Origin of the sequence: Oligella ureolytica DSM 18253 (assembly GCF_000373745.1) — a bacterium.
Taxonomy (GTDB): Bacteria; Pseudomonadota; Gammaproteobacteria; order Burkholderiales; family Burkholderiaceae_B; genus Oligella; species Oligella ureolytica.
The window spans coordinates 24557-46754 of record NZ_KB892290.1 but is presented as its reverse complement, the minus strand read 5'-3'; the positions used below and the strand labels follow the sequence as shown (position 1 = coordinate 46754).

Here is a 22198-nt window from a genome sequence, read left to right as displayed (position 1 = left end):
GGATATGTCATCACCCAATGAACCCCGTATTGTTATCCGTAAAAAACGGGTGTCCCACGAGGGCGGTCATTCAGGCGGCGCCTGGAAAATTGCGTATGCCGATTTCATGACCGCCATGATGGCTTTCTTTTTGGTTATGTGGATCCTATCCCTGGTGCCAAAAAGTGAGCTGGAAGAGCTGGCTGACTACTTTCGACGCCCCCTGATTTCAGCCATTACGGGCGACCCCTATCTTCCTGCCAGCAAAAGCGTTATTCCGGGTGGGGCGCCTACCCCCATTCCAAACAAGGCGGCATTGCCCGATACTGCCCAGCTGATTCCGCAACACAGCAGGGGAGACAGCCAGGGCAGGGACCGTGCGCGCCTGGAAAACCTGAAAGCCAAAGTGGAGCAGCTGATAGAGCAAAAGCCCGATTTAAGGCAGTACCAGCCGCAGATGTTAATGGATATGACCAGTGAGGGCTTGCGTATACAGATTCTTGATGACCAGAAAAGGCCCATGTTTGCAACTGGCAGTGCCCGCCTGCATCCGGAAATGATTTATATTTTGAAAGAACTAAGCCCGCTGATTAATGAAATACCCAACGGTATTTCCATTAGCGGACATACTGACGCCACGCAATACGTGACGGGTGAGTTCGCTTACAGTAACTGGGAACTGTCGGCAGACCGTGCCAACTCGGCCAGGCAGGCGCTGGTTAATGGCGGGCTGGAAGAAAGCAAGGTCAGGCGGATTCAGGGCCTGGCCTCAACCATTAATCTGGTTAAAGATGACCCGTATGCGCCTATTAACCGGCGTATCAGTATCGTTGTGCTTAATGAAGAGGCAGAGGCCGAGCTTAATCGCTTGAATGCGGTGCCGGGCCTGAGCCAGGAAGAAATAGATGAAACGCTGAAGCAGACCAGGGAAAGAAATGATCATAAAAACCAGTCCAAGCTGGGTTATGTCCCACTTCAATCCTCGCCTGTGGTTTCTTCCATGTATTTACCCGCGCTTGCCCAGGCCGGGACGAATAAGCCTGCCATTCCTCAAGTGGCAGATGAGCCCATCCCTGCATCTTCAGGCATTGTGCAAACCAGCCACAACAATATGCCCGAAACTGAAGTGGTTCCGGTAAGCGCTGAAATGCAGAATCCAGCTTCAAAAGTGCCGGTGTTAATGGTGAACGGGCTTGAAAAAGACCTTTCATTGTTTGAACAGGTGCTTGAGGAACCCTCTTTTGCATCATCGGCATCAGCCAGTACGGCTTTCAGTTTGCCCCATACGGCAGATACCATTATTGGTTCTATTATAGGCACGGCTGCAGCGGCAATCATGCCTGAACCGGTGATTGAGCAGGAAACCAAAGCAGAAAAAACACCTGAAGAACCATTGCAACCAAAAGCCCCTGCTGTTGAAAAAGCAGCGGAAACAGCCGCGACAGCAGAAAAAACAAAACAGCCAACAGGGAAAAATACCGACGCGAAAGTGGCTGAAAAAACAAATCAGCCAGAAAAATCAAAGAAAATGGAAAAACCTGCCGTTAATACTGATAAGAAAGTGGAGAAACCCGAAAGTGGAGAAACCCGTTAAAGGCACAAAACCTGAAGTGGTTGTTCCGAAAAAAGCGCAGGCTTTGCCAGGAGCGGCTCCTAAAGAACCGATCAAGGCTCCCGCAAAACCGGCGGTACCTTTGGGAAAAACTGCCATGCCAGATCAGTTGAAGCCTCTTGAGCAGCAGATGTTCCTGGCCGAGCCAGTGATCGTGCGGTCCGTAAAAACGGGCAGCCAATCCAAGGCCGGCAAGCGGCAGGCAAAAGACGGAACGGCAAACCCGGACTCATCCACAAAGCCGATTAATGCGGACCCTGATTCTGGCAAGATCAACCGCAATAACTTCTATCAGTGAAAATAAGGTATGAGTAGCCCAGATTTAAGTGAGTTTCACGATACGTTTTTTGATGAGGCAGAAGAGTTGCTTCAAAGCATGGAGGAAATGCTCCTTGTTTTGAATCCGGCCGTGCCCGATCATGAATCATTAAACGCCATATTCCGTTGCGCCCATTCCATCAAGGGCGGGGCAGCGGCATTTGGCGTATTTGATGACCTGGTCAATACCACGCATAAACTTGAAAACATCCTTGATCTTATCCGCAATCATAAATTACCTTTGACGCATGAATCAATCAGTGTGTTTTTAAAGGCCAAAGATGTCCTGTGGGATCTGGTCCAGGCCTACCGGGAACAGCGGGAACCCGACACGGAGAATGCAAACAAATTGCTGGCAATGCTGGCCCAGGTTGCTGAAAATAAAACGGCCCAAGCTGTCACAGCCGGGGTGGACACCAAGCCCCTGGCTGGCAAAGAAAAAGTGACAGAGCCTGCAAACAAGGCGGTGGCCAGTACGGCAGATGCACCCATCCAGGTGCCTGACGGCGAAAAACTGTACAAGGTAACGCTTTTCAATTTACCTGAAAAAGACCGGCTTTCGCTGAAGGACGAATTGGGTATCATGGGTACCCATGTTAAAGAAGCCCATGAAAACAATGATTATCACTACTGGATAACGTCAGCGCTTTCGCCCGACGATATTATTGCGGTTTGCTGCTTTGTGATTGATGAATCACAAATAGCCGTCAGCGAAGAAGCCTTGCCCGCCCCGGAACCGGTAAAAAAGGAGGAAGCGGTGGCAGTGGCTGTACCAGATAAAAAAACCTCACCCCGCCCGGCTGCGTCTTCGGCCAAGGAAAGCAATAGCATCCGGGTGCACGTACAGAAAGTGGATCAATTGGTAAACCAGGTGGGTGAAATGGTGATTAACCAGGCCATCTTGATGCAAAGCAGCCAATCCCTTGACCCGATTGCGCATGCCGATTTATTGCAGAATATCGAACATATGGAAGCGGCGTTACGCACCTTGCAGGAAGCGATTATGGCTTTGCGCATGATGCCAATGGATTATGCTTTTGGTCGTTTCCCGCGTTTGGTTCGGGAAACTGCAGGCAAATTGGGTAAACAAATTGAATTGGTTACCCTGGGTGGCGGCACCGAGCTGGACAAGGGCCTGATTGAACGCATGATTGACCCGCTGACCCATCTCATCCGTAACAGTATCGACCACGGCATCGAGCTGCCTGAAGAACGCATTGCCAATGATAAAGATGCTTTGGGAACCATCACGGTCAGTGCCCAGCATCAGGGTGGCCGCATTGTCATTGAGGTTAGTGATGACGGTGCCGGCATGAACCGTGCCAAATTAATTGACAAGGCCATTGAAAAAGGCTTGCCCGCTTCCCATAGCATGAGTGATGACCAGGCTTTCCAGCTTATTTTTGAAGCCGGTTTTTCAACTGCGGAAAAAGTTACCGATGTTTCCGGGCGTGGTGTTGGCATGGATGTAGTCAAGCGTAACATCCAGGAACTGGGTGGCTTGACCCAGATCGAATCAGAGCGGGGTAAAGGAACAACCATTCGCATCTCCCTGCCGCTCACGCTGGCCATTATGGATGGTATGTCGGTTCAGGTGGGGAGCGAGCGTTTTGTTTTGCCGCTGAACCATATTGTTGAATGCCTGCAACCCGAAGAAGATCAAATCCGTTTGCTTGAAGAAAACAAAGCCTTGCTGCTGCTGCGGGGTGAGCATTTGCCCATTATTAAATTATGGGAAATTTTTTCCATTCCCGGCGCCCAGCATAGTCTGGAAGACTCGATCCTGGCGGTATTGCAGGTTGGTAAAAGCCGTTATGCCTTGGCGGTAGACCAGTTATTGGGGCAACATCAAATTGTTGTCAAAAATCTTGAAACCCATTTTAAACGGGTGGCAGGGGTATCTGGCGCAACCATCCTGGGCGATGGGAGTGTCGCCCTGATCCTTGACGCAGCCACCATTCTTGAGCAGAACCAGACGGGATTCATGTCTTATGAGCAGGGGCAGGGACAATCAATACAGTTAAGAGAGAATTAAATATGAGCCAGGAAAAAAAACAGGAACTGAATTATCACTGTCTGGTGTTTTGCGTAGGCGGACAGGAATTTGCCATTGATATTCTTAAAGTACAGGAAATCAGGGAATATCACCAGGAGCATGTGACACGGGTTGCCCATATGCCCAAATACATACAGGGTTTGATTAATTTGCGTGGGCAAATTATTCCTGTCATTGATTTGCGCATCAAGCTCGAGGTAGAAGAAGTCGCTTATTCAAGCCAGACGGTCGTTATTATTCTGGGGCTGACTGACCGCATTGTGGGGATTGTCGTGGATAGCGTTTCCAATGTCGAGTTGATTGCGCGCGATACGATAGAACCACCGCCCAATGTTAATGATCCGGCTTCTTACCTGACTGGCTTAACAACCTATAAAGACCAATTATTACAAATAGTTGATGTAGAAAAACTGGTTGATCACGAGCACTGGGTGCTTGATGACATCGTACTGGAGTAGGCAATGGATATGCTGACAGCCCAGGCTGGCGTAACGGGCGGGCAGGTTGAACGTGCCATGCAATTATTGCAGCAATGCACCGGTATTATTGTGGGCGAACATAAAATGAAGTCCAGCCAGCGTTTGCTGTTTGGTTTATGCAAGCAGTATGGGTTTTCTTCCATTGACGCTTTTTTGAATGAAATCGCAAATAATGACAAGCACCCGGTTTGGGAGTCTTTCATTAATGCTTTTACAATCAACCATACGGCTTTTTTCCGTGAGCCCCATCATTTTGAAATGCTGGCGCAATACCTGGAAAAGCACCGTACCAATTGTGAAATGTGGTGTGCCGCCGCTTCTACCGGACAAGAGCCTTATTCCATGGCGATGGTGCTCAATGAGGTGCTTGGTGAACATACGGTATGTCCGGTCATTACCGCCACAGACATCGATTCCAATGCCCTGAAAAGAGCGCGGGCAGGGGTTTATAATCTTGGCGAGCTCAACGGTGTTTCCCCGGAACGCCTGAAAAGGCATTTTTTAAGGGGTGTTAACAGCTTTGAAGGAAAAGCCAGGGTCAAGCCGGCACTGGCCAGCCGGGTCGAGTTTTCAGAATTGAACCTGATTTCGCCTTCCTGGCCCCACAAGAATCTGTTTGATGTGATTTTTTGTCGCAATACCATGATTTATTTTGATCGTGATACGCAAATAAGGCTGATTGCCGGTTTTGCCCGTGTCATGAAACCCGGGGGGCTTTTGTTTATCGGGCACTCGGAAACGCTGGCATCAGTAACCGATAAATTTACTTTACTGGGCCAGACTGTTTACCAGAGAAATAGCAGTTAGTTGTCATTAAGAATATGATTGAATCCAAAATAAATCCGATTAAAGTGTTGTGTGTTGATGATTCTGCCCTGATGCGCAAAATCATGACGGATATGATAAACGCGGAACCGGATATGGTCGTGGTGGGCACGGCCCCCGATCCACTGGTTGCCCGTGACATGATCAAGCAGCTGAATCCGGATGTTCTCACGCTTGATGTTGAAATGCCCAAAATGGACGGGCTTGATTTTCTTGAGCGCTTGATGCGTTTGCGGCCCATGCCGGTGGTAATGGTGTCAGCGTTAACCCAGGAAAATTCTGCGGTTTCCATGCGTGCACTGGAGCTGGGGGCGGTTGAAATCGTGCCCAAACCCACCGAGCAGTCGGGTACAAGCCTGGCTGCCTATCAAAATGAAGTGGCTGACAAAATACGTGCGGCCAGCAAGGCACGACTGCAAACTTACGGGCATGCGCCGGCAGAAAAGCCCTTGCCACGTATTCAAAGTGCGATCAAAGGCATGTCCAGGGACTGGGTGATTGCCATTGGCTCTTCTACCGGAGGAACCGAGGCCCTGACACGGGTTTTGACCCGCTTGCCGGCCGAGTGTCCGCCTATTGTGATTACCCAGCATATGCCAGCCGGTTTTACCGCCTCATTTGTGCAAAGGCTGGACCGCAGTTGTGCGCTTACCGTCCATGAGGCACAGGGCGATGAAGTCCTGGAGTGGGGGCATGTGTATCTGGCACCCGGCAGTGTCGCCCATATGGCCATACGCAAGGTGGGTGCCCATTACCGGACGGTCTTGATTGATTCGGAACCGGTCAACCGTCATAAACCCGCAGTTGATGTATTATTCCATAGCGTAGCCAAAGAAGCCGGACGCCGGGCGACAGGTATCGTTTTAACCGGTATGGGCAGGGATGGCGCCGATGGCCTTCTGGCCATGCGCCAGGCCGGGGCTGATACCTTTGTTCAGGATGAGGCCTCATCGGTCGTATTTGGCATGCCCAAAGAAGCGTTGCATAATGGGGCTGCCGATGAAGCCGTGCCACTGGATAAAATAGGTGAGCGCTTATTCAAGGGACTGGCCCAAAACCGTTCAGGCAAAAGAAAATAAACCGGCATCCGTTTGACGGTAAGTTAAATGAAAAAAATTTAAATTTGGAATATTAAGTTTTATGGATAAAAATATTAAAATTCTCATTGTTGATGATTTCCCAACGATGCGTCGTATTATCAAAAATCTGCTGAAAGATCTTGGTTTTGAAAATGTCGATGAAGCCGAAGATGGTGCGCAGGCCCTGGGTAAACTGCGTAGTGCCATTCCTGCCTATAACCTGGTGGTGTCCGACTGGAATATGCCGGTGATGGACGGGCTAAGCATGCTCAAGGAAATCCGCGCCGATGACAAGCTTAAACAGTTGCCCGTTCTTATGGTAACGGCAGAGGCCAAAAGTGAAAATATCGTTAGTGCGGCCAAAGCCGGTGCAGATGGCTATGTGGTGAAACCTTTTACGGCGGCGACCCTGGAAGAAAACCTGGGCAAGGTTTTTGAAAAAGCCAAACGCCGCATGGGAAGTGGCGGCTGATAACCGCCCCGGGAGAACAAGCATGACAAAATTTGACCAGCCGGAAGAAAAACCAAACAGTACTGAACCGGTTTACGACAGGATTGCCTATGTCACGCGCATGTTGCGCGACAGTTTACGTGAACTCGGGCTTGAACCAGCCGTTCAGGCAGCGACCCAGGCCATGCCTGATGTCCGTTCGCGTATTCGTTATATCACTTCATTAACAGAGCAGGCGGCCAACACGGTCTTGAATAGCACGGAAAAAGTGCAGGATGACTTGTCTGCGTTAAAACGTGATAACCAGAGTCTGGCCGAGAAAATCAATGCGCTGTCAGAAGACGGGCAAGGGCGGGTGTTGTTGCCCGCCGGCCTGCTAGATGAAATCAAGGCGTTTCATAATGGTTTCAGGGAAAAAATCAAACCGCTTGACCAGGCCATGATTGAAATCATTACCGCCCAGAGTTTCCAGGATTTGACCGGCCAGGTTTCCGGTAAACTAACCGTCCTGATAGAGCGGGTAGAGCAGGAATTGTTGCAGGTGTTAAGTGATAATATCCCGGAAGGCAAGGGGCACTGGCAAGAGCCGGAACCTGAAGGGGATGCCGCCTTGCTGAATGGCCCGGCAGTTGAACCGGCAGACGATACCACTGTACAGAACCAGCAACAGGTTGATGATTTACTGGCAAAGCTGGGTTTTTAAAGCCGGGCAGGGAAATAATAAAAAACATAACAGCCGTGGAAATCGGTTTTTTACGCTTAGCTCGCCTGATTAGCCCCCTTGAAAAATGGTTAAACTAAGTGCCATCCTATTCATCCGGATAGAAAAAGCAATATTGATTTTACGCAGCGGGTATGGCAGAAGATAGCGATCTGGAAAAAACCGAAGCCGCCTCCCCCCAACGACTTGAAAAAGCACGGGAAGAGGGGCAGGTTGCGCGTTCGCGCGAATTGAATACCTGTCTTATTCTGTTGTGTGGTGTCAGTGGTTTATGGGCAATGGGCGGGTGGCTCTATGAGCGCCTTTCCTATGTTATGCGTACCACCATGCATTTTGACTGGGGGCCGAAAAGCAGTGTTGAAACGCTTGCGCCTGGCATGCTTGACGCTTTTCTGCATGTATTGACGGGCTTGCTGCCACTGTTCCTGCTTCTGGCTATTGTCGCGATTGCCGCATCGGTGGCGCTGGGCGGGCTGGTGTTTTCAGGCAAGGCCTTGCAGCCCAAATTCAGCCGCATGAATTTGCTGAAAGGGGTTGCGCGCATGGTCAGTGCCGCGACCTGGGTCGAACTGCTCAAAACCCTGGCCAAAGCGGGCGTCATTGGTGGGGTAGGGGTACTTACCATCAGGCATTATCTGCCTGAAATGCTGGCCCTGTCCCACCTGTCCCTGCCACGCTCTTTGGCAGCGGGCATGGAAATCGTTATTATCTGCTGCGCAACGATTATTGCCTCTTTGTTGATTGTGGCCCTGATAGACGTGCCCTGGCAATTGTTTTCCCACGCTAAAAAACTGCGTATGAGCAAAGAAGAGGTCAAGCGCGAATTCAAGGAAAATGAAGGGGACCCGCATATTAAGGGAAGAATTCGCCAGCAGCAAAGGGAAATGGCGCGCCGTCGCATGATGAGCCAGGTGCCAACGGCAGATGTGGTGGTAACCAACCCGACGCATTATGCGGTAGCCCTTAAATATGAGGAAGCAGGCAATACCGCTCCGGTTGTGGTTGCCAAGGGTACCGGTGAAATTGCCCGCCGAATCCGTGAAATAGCCAGCGAACACCATGTAACTTTATTTGAACAGCCTGCGCTGGCACGTGCCTTATATACCCATGTCGAGCTTGAACACCCCATTCCTGACACCCTGTTTACCGCTGTGGCACAGGTGCTGGCCTGGGTTTACCAATTGCGCCAGTTCCGGCAGGGGGAGGTGGCAGAACCACCGGTTAAACCCGTTAACCTGCCAGTGCCGCCAGAGCTGGACCCTTATACCCATAAAATGGCGCCAGACCGGGCCGGTGCCTGAAGTGCCGGTATATATTTTTACACCTGATATGCATTCATGAACAGTTTTTTTGCCATATTGAAACCGAACTCAGCCAATAGCCGCATGCTGGTTGGCCCTTTGCTTATTATCATGGTTATGGCCATGATGGTATTGCCTTTGCCACCGTTCCTGCTGGATCTGTTCTTTACTTTTAATATTGCCATGTCCATCATGATTTTGCTGGTGGCCATGTTTACCAAAAAACCACTGGACTTTGCCTCTTTCCCGTCCGTGCTGCTATTTGCCACCTTATTGCGGCTTTCCCTGAACGTGGCATCCACCCGGGTGGTGTTAATGCATGGGCATACGGGGCCTGATGCCGCCGGCCAGGTGATTGAGGCTTTCGGGCACTTTCTGGTGGGAGGTAATTTTGCGGTTGGTATTGTTGTTTTTGCCATTCTGGTCCTGATTAACTTTGTGGTTATTACCAAAGGTGCCGGGCGGATTGCCGAAGTGGGGGCCCGTTTTACCCTGGATGCGATGCCGGGCAAGCAAATGGCGATTGATGCCGACCTGAATGCGGGCCTGATTGCCGAAGACGATGCGCGTAAAAGAAGGGCGGAAGTGGCACAGGAGGCTGAGTTCTACGGGGCCATGGATGGTGCCAGCAAATTTGTGCGCGGTGATGCGGTGGCCGGCCTGATTATTATGTTTGTCAGTATTATCGGTGGCTTGCTGGTGGGTATTTTGCAGCATGACCTGAGTTTTGCCGAGGCAGGTGAAGCGTATACCCTGCTGACGATTGGTGATGGCCTGGTGGGGCAAATTCCCGCCCTGATTATTTCAACTGCCGCAGGTGTGGTGGTATCACGGGTGGCCAATAACCAGGATGTGGGCCAGCAAATGGTGGGCCAGCTGTTTTCCAATCCGCTGGTGCTGTATATTACCGCCACCATTATTGGCATTATGGGGCTGATTCCCAATATGCCGCACCTGGCTTTTCTGCTGTTGGCAGCGGTTTTCTTTTATATTGGTTACCGGATCCAGCAAAAAAATGAAAAGATATCGCAGCAGCCAGATACGGCAGCAGAGCAAGCGCCTGCGCCTGATGACGCACAGCAAGAGGCGCGCTGGGATGATGTTTCCCTGGTGGAACCGTTTGCAATGGAAGTGGGCTATCGCCTGATCAGTCTGGTTGACCAGGCACAGGGCGCGGAGCTGATTTCCCGAATCCGCAGCCTGCGCAAACAGTTTGCCCAGAATGTCGGCTTTCTGCCGCCTGCCGTGCATATTCGCGATAACCTGGAATTGCACCCCAGCCAGTACCGTATTCTGCTGTCAGGGGTGGAAATAGCCAAAGGACAGATCCAGCCGGGGAAATGGCTGGCGATTGATCCGGGCGGGGTTGAGTTTGAATTGACCGAAGGTGAGAAAACCGTTGATCCAACCTTTGGTTTAACGGCTTACTGGATTAATGAAGACTGGCGCGAACGGGCCCAGGTAATGGGCTATACCGTTGTAGATGCCAGTACGGTGATTGCCACGCATATCAATCATTTGCTGGGACAGCATGCCGCCCATTTGCTGGGACGCCAGGAAGTGCAGCAATTGCTGGATCATATCGCCAAAGAAGAACCCCGCCTGGTGGAAGACTTTGTGCCCAAGGCGGTATCCCTTACGACATTGCATAATGTATTGCGTGGCCTGCTGAATGACGGTGTTTATATCCGGGATATGCGAACCATTGTCGAAGTATTGACAGAATGGGGGCCAATCCTGTCTGCCCAGACCCAGCCAGGCATGATGATCAATATAGAAGAGCTGATAGCAAGAGTCAGAACGGCATTGGGCCGTTCCATTACGCAGCAGTGTTTTGGGGATACCAGTCAATGCAATGTCATTGGCCTGTCACCACAGCTTACCCAGGTCTTGACCCAGGCCTTAACTACCAGCGGAACACTGGAACCCGGTCTGGCCGACAACCTGCATACGGAAACCGAACTGGCATTGCAAAAACAGATGGTGCATGAAAACCCGTCGGTGCTGGTGGTTTCCCCCTTGCTGCGTGCTTCTTTGGCCCGTATGTTCAAGCATGCTTTTCCGCAATTGACCGTTCTGGCAAATACTGAAATACCCGAAGACCGCATCATGAAAATGACGGCGGTGATTGGCGGTTAGCCGCTTGCCAGGGGTTTGCCGGAAGCAACCGCTTTGCGTTGCCCTTTATGGTTGTATGTATGCTGGACACCGGCGGCGCGATTGAGGGCATCAATGGCTTCCTGATTGTGTTTCAGGTAGCTGTGAATCATCAGGCCGTTGTTTTCATTCAGGGTTCTGGCCTGGCTTAAATGCCGGTTGTAATAATGCCATTGCTGCGCCAGCTTGCCTGTTTGCAACGGGTCCAGTTGCAATAGCAGTGCATCCAGTGTTTGGGCCTGCGGCTGGCCTGTTGGCAAAGCGGCCTGTACCAGTTGCATTCTGTGCCGGTAGGCGCTGTCAAGCGCGCTGGCCGCTTGCGCTTTCTGCGTGGACAGTTGCTGCAGTATTTCGGGTTGGGTAAATTGCATGAGATGCCCCGATTCCTGTTCCAGGATTTCCAGAAACCGCTGAACCAGGCTGATTTCCCCTGCCAATTGGGACTGGATGGCTGCAAGCTGGCTGTTCTGGTGTTCGGCGGGCGTTTTCATGGCGATGGTTGATTATTTTTTAAGTACGTCAATGACATCGTTCAGGATGCCATCGGCAATACGGGAAGGGTTAATGTTAAGGGAGCCATCGGCCAATGCCTGGCGAATTGCCTGAACACGGGCCTGGTCAATATCATTGCCGGGGTTTTGCAGGTCGCGCGCCACCGGGCTGAGGTCAACCTTGGCACTGCTGCCAGTCGGACTCTGGTTTACGTGGTCCTGACCGGCGGGGGCTGCAGCGCCTTTGCCAGACGGTTTGCTTGCCGTGGCTGTATTCAGGTAAACCGATGCGGGAGAAATTTTAAGCGTCATAATGTGTAATGCCTGATCTTGAGAAATACAAGATATCCATAAATAATGGGTTTAATCTGATTAACGGATGTTTTTTCAAAATCTTTAATAAAAAAATCACGGTTTAATTAAAAACATGCCGTATTAAAACAGAACATTAACCGTATTGGCATTGACAACGGTACCCATAATGATTTTGCCCGAAGGGGTTTTGACCTGGATGCTGGCCCCCACATCTGCCGTACCCAAGGCTTCACCTTGCTGGGTGACGGTAAGCGGGCCGTGTTTTACCTGCAAATGCACCGGTTGCCCCTTGCTGATGGAATGTGCGCTGCGAATCATATTCAGCCTGATTGGACTGCCGGCATTGATCCGGGTATTGGCAATTTGCCCCAAAAGCTGGTCGGGTGTCGTGCGGGCCGCAGCTGGCAGACTCAGCAAGTCACCTTCTTTTTCTGTCAGATGCATTTCCATTATAAGCTGGCCCATGTCCAGCGTTTGTGAGGCTACGTAGTAGTGGCCGTTCACGGCAAGGGAAGCCCGCAAATATTCTGTTTTGCCACTGTCCAGGCAGCGTATGCCTACCGACATGGCAGCGCGCAGGGTGCCTTTGCCGGGAAGAAAATAGCTGCGTTCGTGGCAGTTGGCAAAAGTACGTTCATTGGGCAGGCCTGCGCTTGCTTCGGCCGTGCCGTTCAGAACGGCAGCCTGTTCTATCAGGAACTCTTCTGTTTCCTGCATGATAAGCAGCTGCAGCGCCGAGGGTTCAGGGCTGTTTTCCCGGGCCTGGGCGGGTGTGCCCGACAGGGCCAGCCACAGGCAGGCCGCCAGTATGGGCAGGAAAGAAAAGTGTCTGTGCATGGCAGGAAAAGACAATAAGCGATTCATGACAGCCAGTGTAGCGCTTTGTTTTTATACTGATTTAGACAAAGTAAGGGGAAAAAACGCCATAGACCCTGCCTTTGTCTTGGGGGCCGTGCGCTTATCATATTCAGTGTAATAGCTTAATTTTGCATTTTATGCGTATGTTGCGATAAATATTATGGACAGAATCAGTCACGAATTCAATTTTTTGCAGACAGCGGTGGGCTTGCGCCAGAAACGCATGGAACTGTTGTCAAGCAATATTGCCAATGCCGATACACCGCATTATAAAGCCCGTGATTTTAATTTCAGCGATGCCCTGGCCCAGGCCGTTGGCGGGCAGAAAAGATTGCCCGATACACAGTTAAACCTGACATCGGCCCGTCATATCGCAGGGACTGCCAGCAGTCCGCTGAATTTTGCGCCGGATTACCGTTTGCCAACACAAAACAGTCTTGATGGCAACACGGTTGAAATGGATGTGGAGCGCATCGCTTTTGCGGACAACACCATGCAGTATCAGGCCAGCCTGACATTTCTCAGCCATAAACTGAATGGATTGCAGGCAGCCCTGCAATCCAATTGACCGCTAAAAGGAAAACAGCATGTCTTCCATGATGAGTATTTTTGAAATATCGGGCTCGGCGCTGAATGCCGGCTCACAGCGCCTGAACGTTATTGCCAGCAATCTGGCCAATGCGCAAAGCGTGGCCGGGCCAGACGGGCAGGCTTACAAGGCAAAACAGGTGGTGTTCCAGATGGCGCCATTGGGCAATGCGCAAACGGTTCATCCCATTGGCGGAGTGCAAGTCAGTGCGGTGGTGGAAAGCCAGGCGCCCATGCGTTTGCAGTATGACCCGAAAAGCCCCCATGCCAACAGTGATGGCTACGTGACCTTGCCGAATGTGGATGTGGTGGCGGAAACCGTGAATATGATTGCGGCCTCGCGCTCTTATCAGGCCAATGTAGAGGTTGTTAACACGGCCAAGGCGCTCATGATGAAAACGCTGGCATTGGGCCAATAAGCACTAAAGGAATCTCATGACAAGCATATCTTCAAGCGGCAGTGTGTCAACGTCTGCCGGCACGGCATCAAGCCTGGGTGCCAGCAGTATTGTAGAAACACAGGACCAGTTCCTGACCCTGCTGGTGACCCAGTTGCGCAACCAGGACCCGCTCAACCCGATGGATAACGAAGGTATTACTTCCCAGCTGGCGCAGCTGTCTACGGTAAGCGGTATTGAAAAGCTTAACCAGACCGTACTGGCCCTGACCGGGCAACTGGATGTTTCCCAGTCCATGCAGGCTTCAAACCTGATTGGGCGTAATGTGCTGGTGCCGGGCGAAGCCATCAAGCTGGGTGAAACCGGGGTGGCAACACCGTTTGGTATAGACTTGATGAGTGATGCCGCCAGCGTCAAAGTGGAAATTCTTGATGCGGCAGGCAACCCGGCCAGAACTTATGAAATGGGGCCACAGAATGTTGATGTCATTTCCATGCAATGGGATGGACTGACCGACGGCGGCAGCCAGGCGGCAGCCGGTAAATACACGCTTAAAGTAACGGCGCTGGATGCGGCTGGCAGTGCCGTGGCAGCCGAAGCCCTGCAATATGGCCAGGTGCAAAGCGTGGCCTATAGCGCGGAAGGCATGAAAATGGATCTGGGGCTGACAGGCCGTTATGCGCTGACTGATTTGCGCAAAGTCATGAACTGAGTAATCAATTTTTTATAAGTGAACATTTATTATGGCATTTGGACAGGGTTTATCGGGACTGAACGCTTCGGCACAGGATCTGGACGTCATTGGCAACAATATTGCCAACTCGGCAACGGTTGGGTTTAAGGCATCCAGCGTGGCATTTTCTGATGTGTATGGGAATTCACGTGTTGGCATGGGTGTTCAGGTGGCCGCAGTTAACCAGCGTTTCACCAACGGTAATGTATCGGCAACGGGTAATGAGCTGGATCTGGCCATTGATGGTGAAAAGGGCTTGTTCAGGTTGGTGGATACCAGCGGTAACGTCATGTATTCGCGCAACGGTCAGTTTCAGGCCGACCAGAACAATTACATTGTCAATAACCAGGGGCAGCGCTTGACCGGTTATCTGGGTGAAAATGGTACCGACCTGGTGGCCTTGAAAATTCCGGTTGGCAATATTGCGCCCAATCCTACCCAGGGCGTTGAGTTTGTTACCAATCTGAATTCCAATGCAAAAATCATTTCTGAAACCGGTGCTGCCGAGGTATTGGGGGAGGTTCAGCTTGCCAGTGGCAGCGATCCGGCAGATACCTATTACTATCGTGAGAACAGTATGGGCCGTCTGGTCTGGACCGATGCCAGTGGCGCAATAATAGCTGCTCCGAAAGATGGCACTTATGGTAATGGCAGCTCTACCATTACACTGGCTGGCGGTCAGGTGGTTACCGGTATCATGCAGCCAGAAGTGGCCTATTCGGCCGCCCTTGAGGCAAGGCCGTTTTCTCCTGCCGATTCGGCCAGTTTCACCCATTCGCAGAATATGTCCGTGTATGACTCACTGGGTAATCCGCACCACTTAACCCAATATTTTGTCAAGCGTGAAGGCAGTAGCGGCACGCAAAGCCAATGGGACGTTTACTATTATCTGGATAGCGTGCCGGTAGATTCTCCGGCCTCTGGCGGCCCTGTCAGCATGACCTTTGACAGCATTGGACGTTTAACCAGCGACAGCAGGATCCCGGTCACGGTTAACCAGCCAGGCATTAATGGCGCACCGGCCGAAGCCCTGGTGATTACCATGGATTACACCGGCAGTACTCAATTTGCCGGTGCGTTTTCGCCCAATTCCGTGCAGGACGGTTATGCAAGCGGTGAATACAATGGCCTGGCCTTTGCTTCGGATGGGGCCATTATTGCCAGCTACTCCAATGGCGAGTCGCAGGTAGTGGGTTATGTGGCACTGGCCAATTTCAATAATATGAATGGCCTGAACCCCATAGGCGGCAATGCCTGGGAAGAAACCCGTGCATCAGGCCAGCCCATTGTGGGCCGGCCAGGCATGAGCAATATGCCCCTGCTCAAGGGGCAGGCGGTTGAAGAGTCCAACGTGGACATGAGTACAGAACTGGTCAACATGATTATTGCCCAGCGCAATTATCAGGCCAATGCACAAACCATCAAAACCCAGGACCAGCTTTTGCAAACCCTGATTTCCCTGCGTTAAATTAGGTTTATCAGTTTATGGATCGTGCAATTTATACGGCGGGTAATGGCGCTTCCCGGATTCTGGAACAGCAGTCGGCCCTGTCGAACAACCTTGCCAATATCAGTACGCCTGGCTTCAGGGCGCAAATGGCAAATTATCGTTCAACACCGGTAATCAGCCAGGAAATGGGCAATGAGCGTACCACCAGGGTAATGACCGTTGCCACAACGGCTGACAGTCTGATGGCGCAAGGAGCTTTCATGACCACCGGCAGAGCGCTGGATGTGGCCATTCAGGGTGAAGGCTGGTTTGCCGTCAGGGCCATTGATGGCAGTGAAGCTTATACCCGTGGCGGCAGCCTGCAAATTAACAGCGATGGCCTGCTGGTCACTTCAGGGGGTCTGATGGTCCTGTCCGAAGATGGCCAGCCCATTGAAATACCCAATGCAAATTCAATCGGGATTGAGCGTTCGGGCGGCATTAATGTTCTGGGTGACGGTGATGCCGCCACCGAAGTGCAGCGTGTGGCTTCTCTGAAAATTGCCGATGCCGCCAATGCAGACCTGGTACGGGGCGAAGATGGCCTGTTCCGCGCGCTTAATGGGCAGGGCGAACCTTATGCCCTGCCAGCCATGGAACAGCCAACCGTTCTTTCCGGTGGTCTTGAAGGCAGTAACGTCAGTGCCGCCGAAAGCATGATTGGCCTTATCCAGAATGCCCGGCGCTTTGAGTTGCAAATGAAGATGATAAAAGAATTGAGCACGATTGAACAAAGCGGCAACAGCCTGCTTTCTTCATCCAGTTAATACTGTCCGGCCAGCCGGATACAGGCAAAATTGATTTAAACAGGTAAAACAACATGATTCGTTCGCTTTGGATAGCAAAAACCGGGCTGGAAGCCCAGCAAACCAATATGGATGTGATTTCCAATAACCTTGCCAACGTGAATACCGATGGTTTCAAGCGCAGCCGTGCGATTTTTGAAGACCTCATGTATGAAAACATCAGGCAGCCCGGCGCACAGGTGGGCGATGCCAACCAGCTGCCAACCGGTTTGCAGCTGGGCGCGGGTGTACGCACGGTTGCCACCGAGCGGATTCATACCCAGGGTAATTTGCGCAATACTGGCAATACGCTTGATATTGCCATACAGGGCAAGGGCTTCCTGCAAGTGGAAATGCCCGATGGCACCTTTGCCTATACCCGCAGCGGCTCCCTGCAACTGGACCAGAACGGGCAACTGGTAACGGCTGGGGGCTATCCCATTCAGCCTGCCATCATGATTCCCGATAATGCCCTTACCATTGAAATTGGTCGTGATGGTGCCGTATCGGTAACGCAGCCGGGTAATGCGGGTACCAGTATTCAGGTGGGGCAGCTGGAACTGACCACTTTTGTGAATCCCCCGGGTTTGCTTAGCGTGGGTGAAAACCTGTATGCGGCCACCGATGCTTCCGGTGCGGAAACGGTTTCTACCCCCGGGCTGGATGGCACTGGCCTGATTCTGCATCAATATGCGGAAACTTCAAACGTAAACGTTGCCGAAGAGCTGGTTAATATGATTGCGACCCAGCGGGCTTATGAAATGAACAGCAAAGCCATTACCACGTCCGATCAGATGCTGGCGCGCTTGACACAGGTTTAGGCGGTATGACACTGCCTGATTGATATGGTAAGGAAAATGAGTTTGTTTCTGCGTTCACTGCGTTCTTTTGCAACAGGTGCTGTTTTGCTGCTTCTGGTGGCTGGCTGTGCCATGGTGCCTCATCCGAAAATCGTGGAAGGGCCGCTTACCGCCACGCCGCAATCCTCGCAGGCGGATGCCTATGCAGAGCCTGACGGTTCCATTTACCGTGCTGGCCGGGCGGGCAGTTTTCCCCTGTTTGAAGATCGCCGTCCGCGCAATATCGGCGATATCGTTACGGTCATGATAGAAGAAAAAACCAATGCTTCCAAGCAGGTGGCAACTGCCACCAACCGTGATGGCGGTATTGATATCGGCGTTACCGCAGCCCCCGACTGGATGCCCAGTAAACTGTCTGCCGGTGAACAGTTTACGGCAGCTGGGCAGAACGACATGAAAGGGCAGGGCAGCAGCTCAGCCAATAATATGTTTACCGGGCAAATTACCACCACGGTTATTGATGTACTTGCCAATGGCAATCTGCGGATTGCCGGTGAAAAGGCGATTGCCATCAATCAGGGCAGTGAACATATCCGCTTTTCAGGGGTGGTTGACCCGCGTTCCATTACCGGTACCAATACGGTTTCTTCTACCCGGGTTGCCGATGCGCGTATCGAGTTTCGCAGCAAGGGCGTGATGGATGAAGTGCAAACCATGGGCTGGCTGCAGCGTATTTTCCTTAATCTGGCGCCGTTCTGATCGTTCATGACAATACGCGTTACTAACAGGCTTCAAAAGATTAAAAAGGTGCTAGGCATGAAGCTGGGCAAATTGAAAAAAAAGGGATTGAAAATGCTGGTGGTGCTGGCCTTGCTGCCAGTATTGCCGCAAGTACATGTGATGGCGGAACCTTTGCGTGACCTGGCGTCCATCCAGGGGGTGCGTGACAACCAGTTGATTGGTTACGGCCTGGTGGTGGGGCTTGATGGCACTGGCGACCAGGTCAGGCAGTCTCCCTTTACCCAGCAAAGCTTAACCAACATGCTGGCCCAGCTGGGGGTCACCGTGCCTGCGGGCGTGAACATGCAGGTCAAGAATGTGGCGACCGTTATGGTTACCGCCACACTGCCTTCCTTTGCCCAGCCGGGCCAATCCATTGATGTTAACGTTTCTTCCATGGGTAATGCCAAAAGCCTGCGTGGCGGCACCCTGTTAATGACACCCCTGAAAGGGGCCGACAATCAGGTCTATGCGCTGGCGCAAGGCAATATCGTGGTGGGTGGGGCCGGTGCCGAAGCGGGGGGCAGCAAAGTGCAGCTTAACCAGCTTAATGGCGGCATGATTAGCGGTGGTGCCTTGGTGGAACGCACTGTTCCCACCCGCCTAGGCAAAGATGGCATGATCCTGCTTGAAATGCATGATACCGATTTTGGTACAACGGAAAATGCCGTGGCTGCGATTAACCGGGTAATGGGGGCGGGTGCCGCCATTGCCCTGAACGGACGGGTCATTCAGGTAAGAGGGCCAAACTCCGAATTGGCACAAACTTCATTTCTGGCGCGTTTGCAGGGTATTGACGTCAAACGGGCAGCGGCCCGGGCCAAGGTTATTATCAATGCCCGTACCGGTACCGTCGTCATGAACCAGACCGTTACCATTGATCAGGCAGCCGTGGCGTTTGGCAGCCTGTCAGTCATGATTGAGCAGGGTTTTGACGTGAACCAGCCCGATACGCCTTTTGGTGGCGGTCAAACCGTTGTCACGCCCAATACCCAAATTCAGCTTGAACAGCAAAAAGGCAAGCTGCAAGTGGTTAACCGCAGCATCAGGCTGACCGATGTGGTGCGTGCCCTGAATGCCTTGGGTGCCAGCCCCCAGGATCTGATCTCTATATTGCAGGCCCTGAAAAGTGCCGGGGCCTTAAGGGCCGAACTGGAAATAATCTGAAGTAACAGGAAAATTGTCATGTCAATCACGACCTATACACCGCGTCCGGGCCAAAATAATGCTGCCCCCAGCTTTGTGATGGATATCAACTCGCTGCAACAGCTCAGGCAACAGGTGGCCGGTAAACTGAATACCAGCCTTGAAGCCATAGAAAAGGGTGAAAAAGAAGTTGCGCAGCAATTTGAAGCCCTGTTCATCCAAACCCTAATGAAACAGGCACGAAGCAGTCATTTTGGCAATGGTGTTTTTGATAATGACCAGACCCGTCTGGTGCAATCCATGGCCGATGAACAGGTATCACTGGAGTTGGCGCAGGGTAAGGGAATCGGGCTGGCCCAGGCTTTGCTTGAACAGATTCAGGCAAGTCGCCCCGATGCGGCCACTGCCGGAACCGGGCTGGTGACAGCCACTGCCACTACCGGAACACAGGCAGGTACCCATGTAGATATCAGTAATAAAAGTGTTGATTCCATTGGCAAGTTAATCAAATCGCTGGCAGATCAGGGCAGTACCGTACGGAAAAGCCTGTCCAATACAGTCGCTGCGGCCGGTAAAATGTCGCAAAAAGTGCGTGATTTTATTGACACCATGGCGCCAGCCGCCAATGCGGCAGCGGCAGAATCGGGCATACCTGCTTCCCTGATTTTAAGCCAGGCCGCACTTGAGTCTGGTTGGGGCAAGCGGGAAATCATGGATGAAAACGGCCAAACCAGCCATAACCTGTTTGGCATCAAGGCCACGGGCAACTGGAGTGGCAAGGTGGTTCATGTCATGACCACCGAATACATTAACGGTGTCGCCCGTAAGGTTCAGCAGCCGTTCCGGGCTTACGATTCTTATGAAGAATCGTTTGCCGATTATGCAGCCTTAATCAGTAACAATAAACGTTACCGGCATGTGCTAAGCGCCAGCAATGGCCAGGAAGCCGCCCGTGAGATTCAAAAAGCGGGTTACGCCACAGATCCGCAATATGCCAGCAAGCTGATAAGCATCATGGCTTATTTCAATGATACGCAACAGGTGGCAACAAATCCGGGCTTGAACCCACCGGGTACAAAAACCGCCATTTAAATAAACGGTTTGTGGCTTTCAGCTAAAGATTTTCCAACATTGGCCGTTAATTAATACATAAGACATATCATTCATTGAAATACGGATATTTATGAATTTAGCCAAACTCGGTCTTAGCGCCTTAAATGCCGCGCAGGCACGCTTAACCACCACCAGCCACAATATCAATAATTACGATACGGCTGGTTATACCCGGCAGGAAACCATGATTTCCACGGCAGGCAGCGCAAGTTCGAGTAACGGTTTTTTTGGCCGGGGCGTTGCGGTTGATACCGTGCGCCGGTCATACAGTGCCTTTCTGAACGGGCAACTGGTTGGCAATGAAGGCAAAAGCGCTTTTCTGGCGGCTTATGGCGGCCAGATTAACCAGCTTAATAATGTGCTGGCTGACCGGACAGTGGGTATCGCGCCGGCAATCCAGAATTTTTTTGAAGGCCTGAATGCGGTTGCCAGCAACCCGGCCGATCCGGCGGCTCGCCAGGAATTGCTGGGGCGTGCCCAGACAACGGTAACCCAGTTCAATGAGCTTAGCGGTTTTCTTGAACAGCAGCGGGCTGATATTAATAACGAACTTGAAAATGCGGTAACCCAGGTCAACTCACACCTGGCCCGTATCTCGGCACTGAACCAACAGATTGTGCAGGCCAGTTCGGCCAATCCCAATCACAGCCCTAACGATTTGCTGGACCAGCGTGATTATGAAATTTCACAATTGAATCAAATCGTCAGGGTCAATGTTACGGAACAGGACGGGCAGGTCAGCCTCTCGGTTGGCAATGGCCAGCAATTGCTGAGCCAGAATCAAATTTACCCCTTAAGCACCGAGCCGTCAGCAGAAAATCCGGCTCAGACCGTGGTGTATGCCAATATTCCGTCCGGTAAAAACGGCGCAACAACCCAGCTGCTCCTTGATGAGCAAATGCTGACTTCCGGTTCCATGGCGGGCCTGTTGCAGTACCGCAGGGAAAGCCTGGATGTTGCCTTAAGGGAAGTGGGGCAGTTGGCAGCCAGCTTTGCACTGTCCATGAACGAAGCCAATACACAGGGCCTTGACCTGAACGGCCAGCCTGGGCAGGCTTTCTTCAGCATACCGGCTCCTGTTGCCCGGGCGAATGCCCAGAATGTGGGAAACATGCAGGTAACGGCTGGGTTTGAAGCTGATGCCGCCAGCAAAATTACCGCATCAGAATATGAAATTTATTACGACGGTGCCAATTATCGGGTTACCCGCAACGATGATAAACAGCTTCTGTTTTCAGGCAGTTCGCTGGAAAACGTATCCATTGATGGCATGCAATTAAATATGTCGGGCACCGCTTCTGCCGGTGATAAATGGATACTGTCTGGCGTGTTGCAAACCGCCGGGCAAATAGCCTTGACCATGAACAGTGCCGAGCAAGTTGCCGCCGCCGACCTTGATGGTGGCTCGGCCAATGGGAACAATGCCCTGGCCATGGCACAGCTGCAAACGGCCAAAGTGCTGGGAGGCGTTAAAACATTTAACGAGGCTTTTTCGCAAATCGTGAACCGGGTAGGTATCCAGGCGCAGCAAAATGAAGTCAGGCTGACCGCCCAGAACGTGCTGACCGATCAGAGCTATGCAGCCCAGCAGGCCATTTCAGGGGTAAACCTGAATGAAGAGTACATCAATCTTGAAGCGGCCCAGGAAATGTTTATTGCGGCTTCCCGTATTATTGACGTCAGTACCACACTGATGGATACGATTTTAGCCTTGAAGTAAGGAA

The 22198-nt window shown here is 51.8% G+C and carries 23 protein-coding genes; 20 read left to right on the top strand and 3 right to left on the bottom strand.

The genetic code is table 11. The features are described 5' to 3' along the window. Positions 1–4: 4 nt before the first annotated feature. From motB to flhA, 10 genes are all read left to right on the top strand, one after another. Positions 5–1573, top strand: coding sequence for a flagellar motor protein MotB (gene motB, locus B092_RS14945; protein ID WP_018574006.1), 1569 nt, complete (start codon positions 5–7; stop codon positions 1571–1573). After that, a complete protein-coding gene (locus B092_RS0104245; RefSeq protein WP_018574005.1) occupies positions 1557–1889 on the top strand; it encodes a hypothetical protein in 333 nt (110 codons plus the stop codon). The genes motB and B092_RS0104245 overlap by 17 nt, the downstream gene beginning before the upstream one ends. Positions 1890–1898: 9 nt before the next feature. Then, complete coding sequence (locus B092_RS0104240; protein ID WP_018574004.1) at positions 1899–3944, top strand: chemotaxis protein CheW; 2046 nt, start codon at positions 1899–1901, stop codon at positions 3942–3944. 2 nt (positions 3945–3946) lie between these two features. Next, positions 3947–4423: a chemotaxis protein CheW gene (locus tag B092_RS0104235; RefSeq protein WP_018574003.1), complete on the top strand. Its 477-nt coding sequence runs from the start codon at positions 3947–3949 to the stop codon at positions 4421–4423. A gap of 3 nt (positions 4424–4426) precedes the next feature. After that, positions 4427–5251: a CheR family methyltransferase gene (locus B092_RS0104230; protein WP_018574002.1), complete on the top strand. Its 825-nt coding sequence runs from the start codon at positions 4427–4429 to the stop codon at positions 5249–5251. 29 nt (positions 5252–5280) lie between these two features. Beyond that, a complete protein-coding gene (locus B092_RS0104225) occupies positions 5281–6348 on the top strand; it encodes a protein-glutamate methylesterase/protein-glutamine glutaminase (RefSeq protein ID WP_115148624.1) in 1068 nt (355 codons plus the stop codon). A gap of 61 nt (positions 6349–6409) precedes the next feature. Next, positions 6410–6820: a chemotaxis response regulator CheY gene (gene cheY, locus B092_RS0104220; RefSeq protein ID WP_018574000.1), complete on the top strand. Its 411-nt coding sequence runs from the start codon at positions 6410–6412 to the stop codon at positions 6818–6820. Between the two features lie 22 nt (positions 6821–6842). Beyond that, positions 6843–7502, top strand: coding sequence for a protein phosphatase CheZ (locus B092_RS0104215; RefSeq protein WP_018573999.1), 660 nt, complete (start codon positions 6843–6845; stop codon positions 7500–7502). 152 nt (positions 7503–7654) lie between these two features. Then, positions 7655–8821, top strand: a complete 1167-nt coding sequence (gene flhB, locus B092_RS0104210; protein WP_018573998.1) for a flagellar biosynthesis protein FlhB — start codon at positions 7655–7657, stop codon at positions 8819–8821. Between the two features lie 36 nt (positions 8822–8857). Beyond that, complete coding sequence (gene flhA, locus B092_RS0104205; RefSeq protein WP_018573997.1) at positions 8858–10960, top strand: flagellar biosynthesis protein FlhA; 2103 nt, start codon at positions 8858–8860, stop codon at positions 10958–10960. Here flhA and flgN read toward each other — a convergent pair. The 3 genes from flgN to flgA all read right to left on the bottom strand — a co-directional run bounded on the left by flgN (position 10957) and on the right by flgA (position 12648). Further along, a complete protein-coding gene (gene flgN / locus B092_RS0104200) occupies positions 10957–11469 on the bottom strand; it encodes a flagellar protein FlgN (protein WP_018573996.1) in 513 nt (170 codons plus the stop codon). The genes flhA and flgN overlap by 4 nt on opposite strands. Positions 11470–11481: 12 nt before the next feature. Further along, positions 11482–11781, bottom strand: a complete 300-nt coding sequence (gene flgM, locus B092_RS13645) for a flagellar biosynthesis anti-sigma factor FlgM (protein WP_018573995.1) — start codon at positions 11779–11781, stop codon at positions 11482–11484. A 123-nt stretch (positions 11782–11904) separates the two neighbouring features. Continuing rightward, entirely contained in the window at positions 11905–12648 is a 744-nt protein-coding gene (gene flgA, locus B092_RS13640) for a flagellar basal body P-ring formation chaperone FlgA (RefSeq protein ID WP_083907458.1), read from the bottom strand. Positions 12649–12799: 151 nt separating this feature from the next. Between flgA and flgB the strand changes: the two genes are divergently transcribed. The 10 genes from flgB (at position 12800) to flgK (ending at position 22194) form a co-directional block, all read left to right on the top strand. Next, positions 12800–13210: a flagellar basal body rod protein FlgB gene (gene flgB, locus B092_RS0104180; RefSeq protein WP_026253592.1), complete on the top strand. Its 411-nt coding sequence runs from the start codon at positions 12800–12802 to the stop codon at positions 13208–13210. 19 nt (positions 13211–13229) lie between these two features. After that, positions 13230–13649, top strand: coding sequence for a flagellar basal body rod protein FlgC (gene flgC, locus B092_RS0104175; RefSeq protein WP_018573991.1), 420 nt, complete (start codon positions 13230–13232; stop codon positions 13647–13649). 16 nt (positions 13650–13665) lie between these two features. Next, positions 13666–14340: a flagellar hook capping FlgD N-terminal domain-containing protein gene (locus B092_RS0104170; RefSeq protein WP_018573990.1), complete on the top strand. Its 675-nt coding sequence runs from the start codon at positions 13666–13668 to the stop codon at positions 14338–14340. Between the two features lie 31 nt (positions 14341–14371). Next, positions 14372–15829, top strand: a complete 1458-nt coding sequence (locus B092_RS0104165; RefSeq protein ID WP_018573989.1) for a flagellar hook protein FlgE — start codon at positions 14372–14374, stop codon at positions 15827–15829. A gap of 17 nt (positions 15830–15846) precedes the next feature. Continuing rightward, complete coding sequence (locus B092_RS0104160) at positions 15847–16617, top strand: flagellar basal body rod protein FlgF (protein ID WP_018573988.1); 771 nt, start codon at positions 15847–15849, stop codon at positions 16615–16617. A 53-nt stretch (positions 16618–16670) separates the two neighbouring features. After that, positions 16671–17456 (top strand): flagellar basal-body rod protein FlgG, encoded by a 786-nt coding sequence (gene flgG / locus B092_RS0104155; RefSeq protein ID WP_018573987.1) that lies wholly within the window; start codon positions 16671–16673, stop codon positions 17454–17456. A 36-nt stretch (positions 17457–17492) separates the two neighbouring features. Further along, a complete protein-coding gene (locus B092_RS0104150; RefSeq protein WP_018573986.1) occupies positions 17493–18194 on the top strand; it encodes a flagellar basal body L-ring protein FlgH in 702 nt (233 codons plus the stop codon). A 93-nt stretch (positions 18195–18287) separates the two neighbouring features. Continuing rightward, positions 18288–19382: a flagellar basal body P-ring protein FlgI gene (locus B092_RS0104145; RefSeq protein WP_051077705.1), complete on the top strand. Its 1095-nt coding sequence runs from the start codon at positions 18288–18290 to the stop codon at positions 19380–19382. 18 nt (positions 19383–19400) lie between these two features. Then, positions 19401–20453 (top strand): flagellar assembly peptidoglycan hydrolase FlgJ, encoded by a 1053-nt coding sequence (flgJ, locus tag B092_RS13635; RefSeq protein WP_018573984.1) that lies wholly within the window; start codon positions 19401–19403, stop codon positions 20451–20453. 91 nt (positions 20454–20544) lie between these two features. Beyond that, the gene (flgK, locus tag B092_RS0104135; protein ID WP_018573983.1) at positions 20545–22194 is read left to right on the top strand and encodes a flagellar hook-associated protein FlgK; all 1650 of its coding nucleotides are present in this window, start codon (positions 20545–20547) and stop codon (positions 22192–22194) included. The last annotated feature ends 4 nt before the right edge of the window (positions 22195–22198 follow it).

Bases quoted from the DNA above. Each gene is read 5' to 3' on its own strand.
- cheY (WP_018574000.1), top strand. From the start codon at position 6,410: ATGGATAAAAATATTAAAATTCTCATTGTTGATGATTTCCCAACGATG.
- B092_RS0104230 (WP_018574002.1), top strand. From the start codon at position 4,427: ATGGATATGCTGACAGCCCAGGCTGGCGTAACGGGCGGGCAGGTTGAA.
- flhB (WP_018573998.1), top strand. From the start codon at position 7,655: ATGGCAGAAGATAGCGATCTGGAAAAAACCGAAGCCGCCTCCCCCCAA.
- B092_RS0104215 (WP_018573999.1), top strand. From the start codon at position 6,843: ATGACAAAATTTGACCAGCCGGAAGAAAAACCAAACAGTACTGAACCG.
- B092_RS0104145 (WP_051077705.1), top strand. From the start codon at position 18,288: ATGCTGGTGGTGCTGGCCTTGCTGCCAGTATTGCCGCAAGTACATGTG.
- flgM (WP_018573995.1), bottom strand. From the start codon at position 11,781: ATGACGCTTAAAATTTCTCCCGCATCGGTTTACCTGAATACAGCCACG.
- motB (WP_018574006.1), top strand. From the start codon at position 5: ATGTCATCACCCAATGAACCCCGTATTGTTATCCGTAAAAAACGGGTG.
- flhA (WP_018573997.1), top strand. From the start codon at position 8,858: ATGAACAGTTTTTTTGCCATATTGAAACCGAACTCAGCCAATAGCCGC.
- flgJ (WP_018573984.1), top strand. From the start codon at position 19,401: ATGTCAATCACGACCTATACACCGCGTCCGGGCCAAAATAATGCTGCC.
- flgK (WP_018573983.1), top strand. From the start codon at position 20,545: ATGAATTTAGCCAAACTCGGTCTTAGCGCCTTAAATGCCGCGCAGGCA.
- flgC (WP_018573991.1), top strand. From the start codon at position 13,230: ATGTCTTCCATGATGAGTATTTTTGAAATATCGGGCTCGGCGCTGAAT.
- flgG (WP_018573987.1), top strand. From the start codon at position 16,671: ATGATTCGTTCGCTTTGGATAGCAAAAACCGGGCTGGAAGCCCAGCAA.
- B092_RS0104165 (WP_018573989.1), top strand. From the start codon at position 14,372: ATGGCATTTGGACAGGGTTTATCGGGACTGAACGCTTCGGCACAGGAT.
- B092_RS0104235 (WP_018574003.1), top strand. From the start codon at position 3,947: ATGAGCCAGGAAAAAAAACAGGAACTGAATTATCACTGTCTGGTGTTT.
- B092_RS0104240 (WP_018574004.1), top strand. From the start codon at position 1,899: ATGAGTAGCCCAGATTTAAGTGAGTTTCACGATACGTTTTTTGATGAG.
- flgA (WP_083907458.1), bottom strand. From the start codon at position 12,648: ATGAATCGCTTATTGTCTTTTCCTGCCATGCACAGACACTTTTCTTTC.
- B092_RS0104160 (WP_018573988.1), top strand. From the start codon at position 15,847: ATGGATCGTGCAATTTATACGGCGGGTAATGGCGCTTCCCGGATTCTG.
- B092_RS0104150 (WP_018573986.1), top strand. From the start codon at position 17,493: ATGAGTTTGTTTCTGCGTTCACTGCGTTCTTTTGCAACAGGTGCTGTT.
- B092_RS0104170 (WP_018573990.1), top strand. From the start codon at position 13,666: ATGACAAGCATATCTTCAAGCGGCAGTGTGTCAACGTCTGCCGGCACG.
- flgN (WP_018573996.1), bottom strand. From the start codon at position 11,469: ATGAAAACGCCCGCCGAACACCAGAACAGCCAGCTTGCAGCCATCCAG.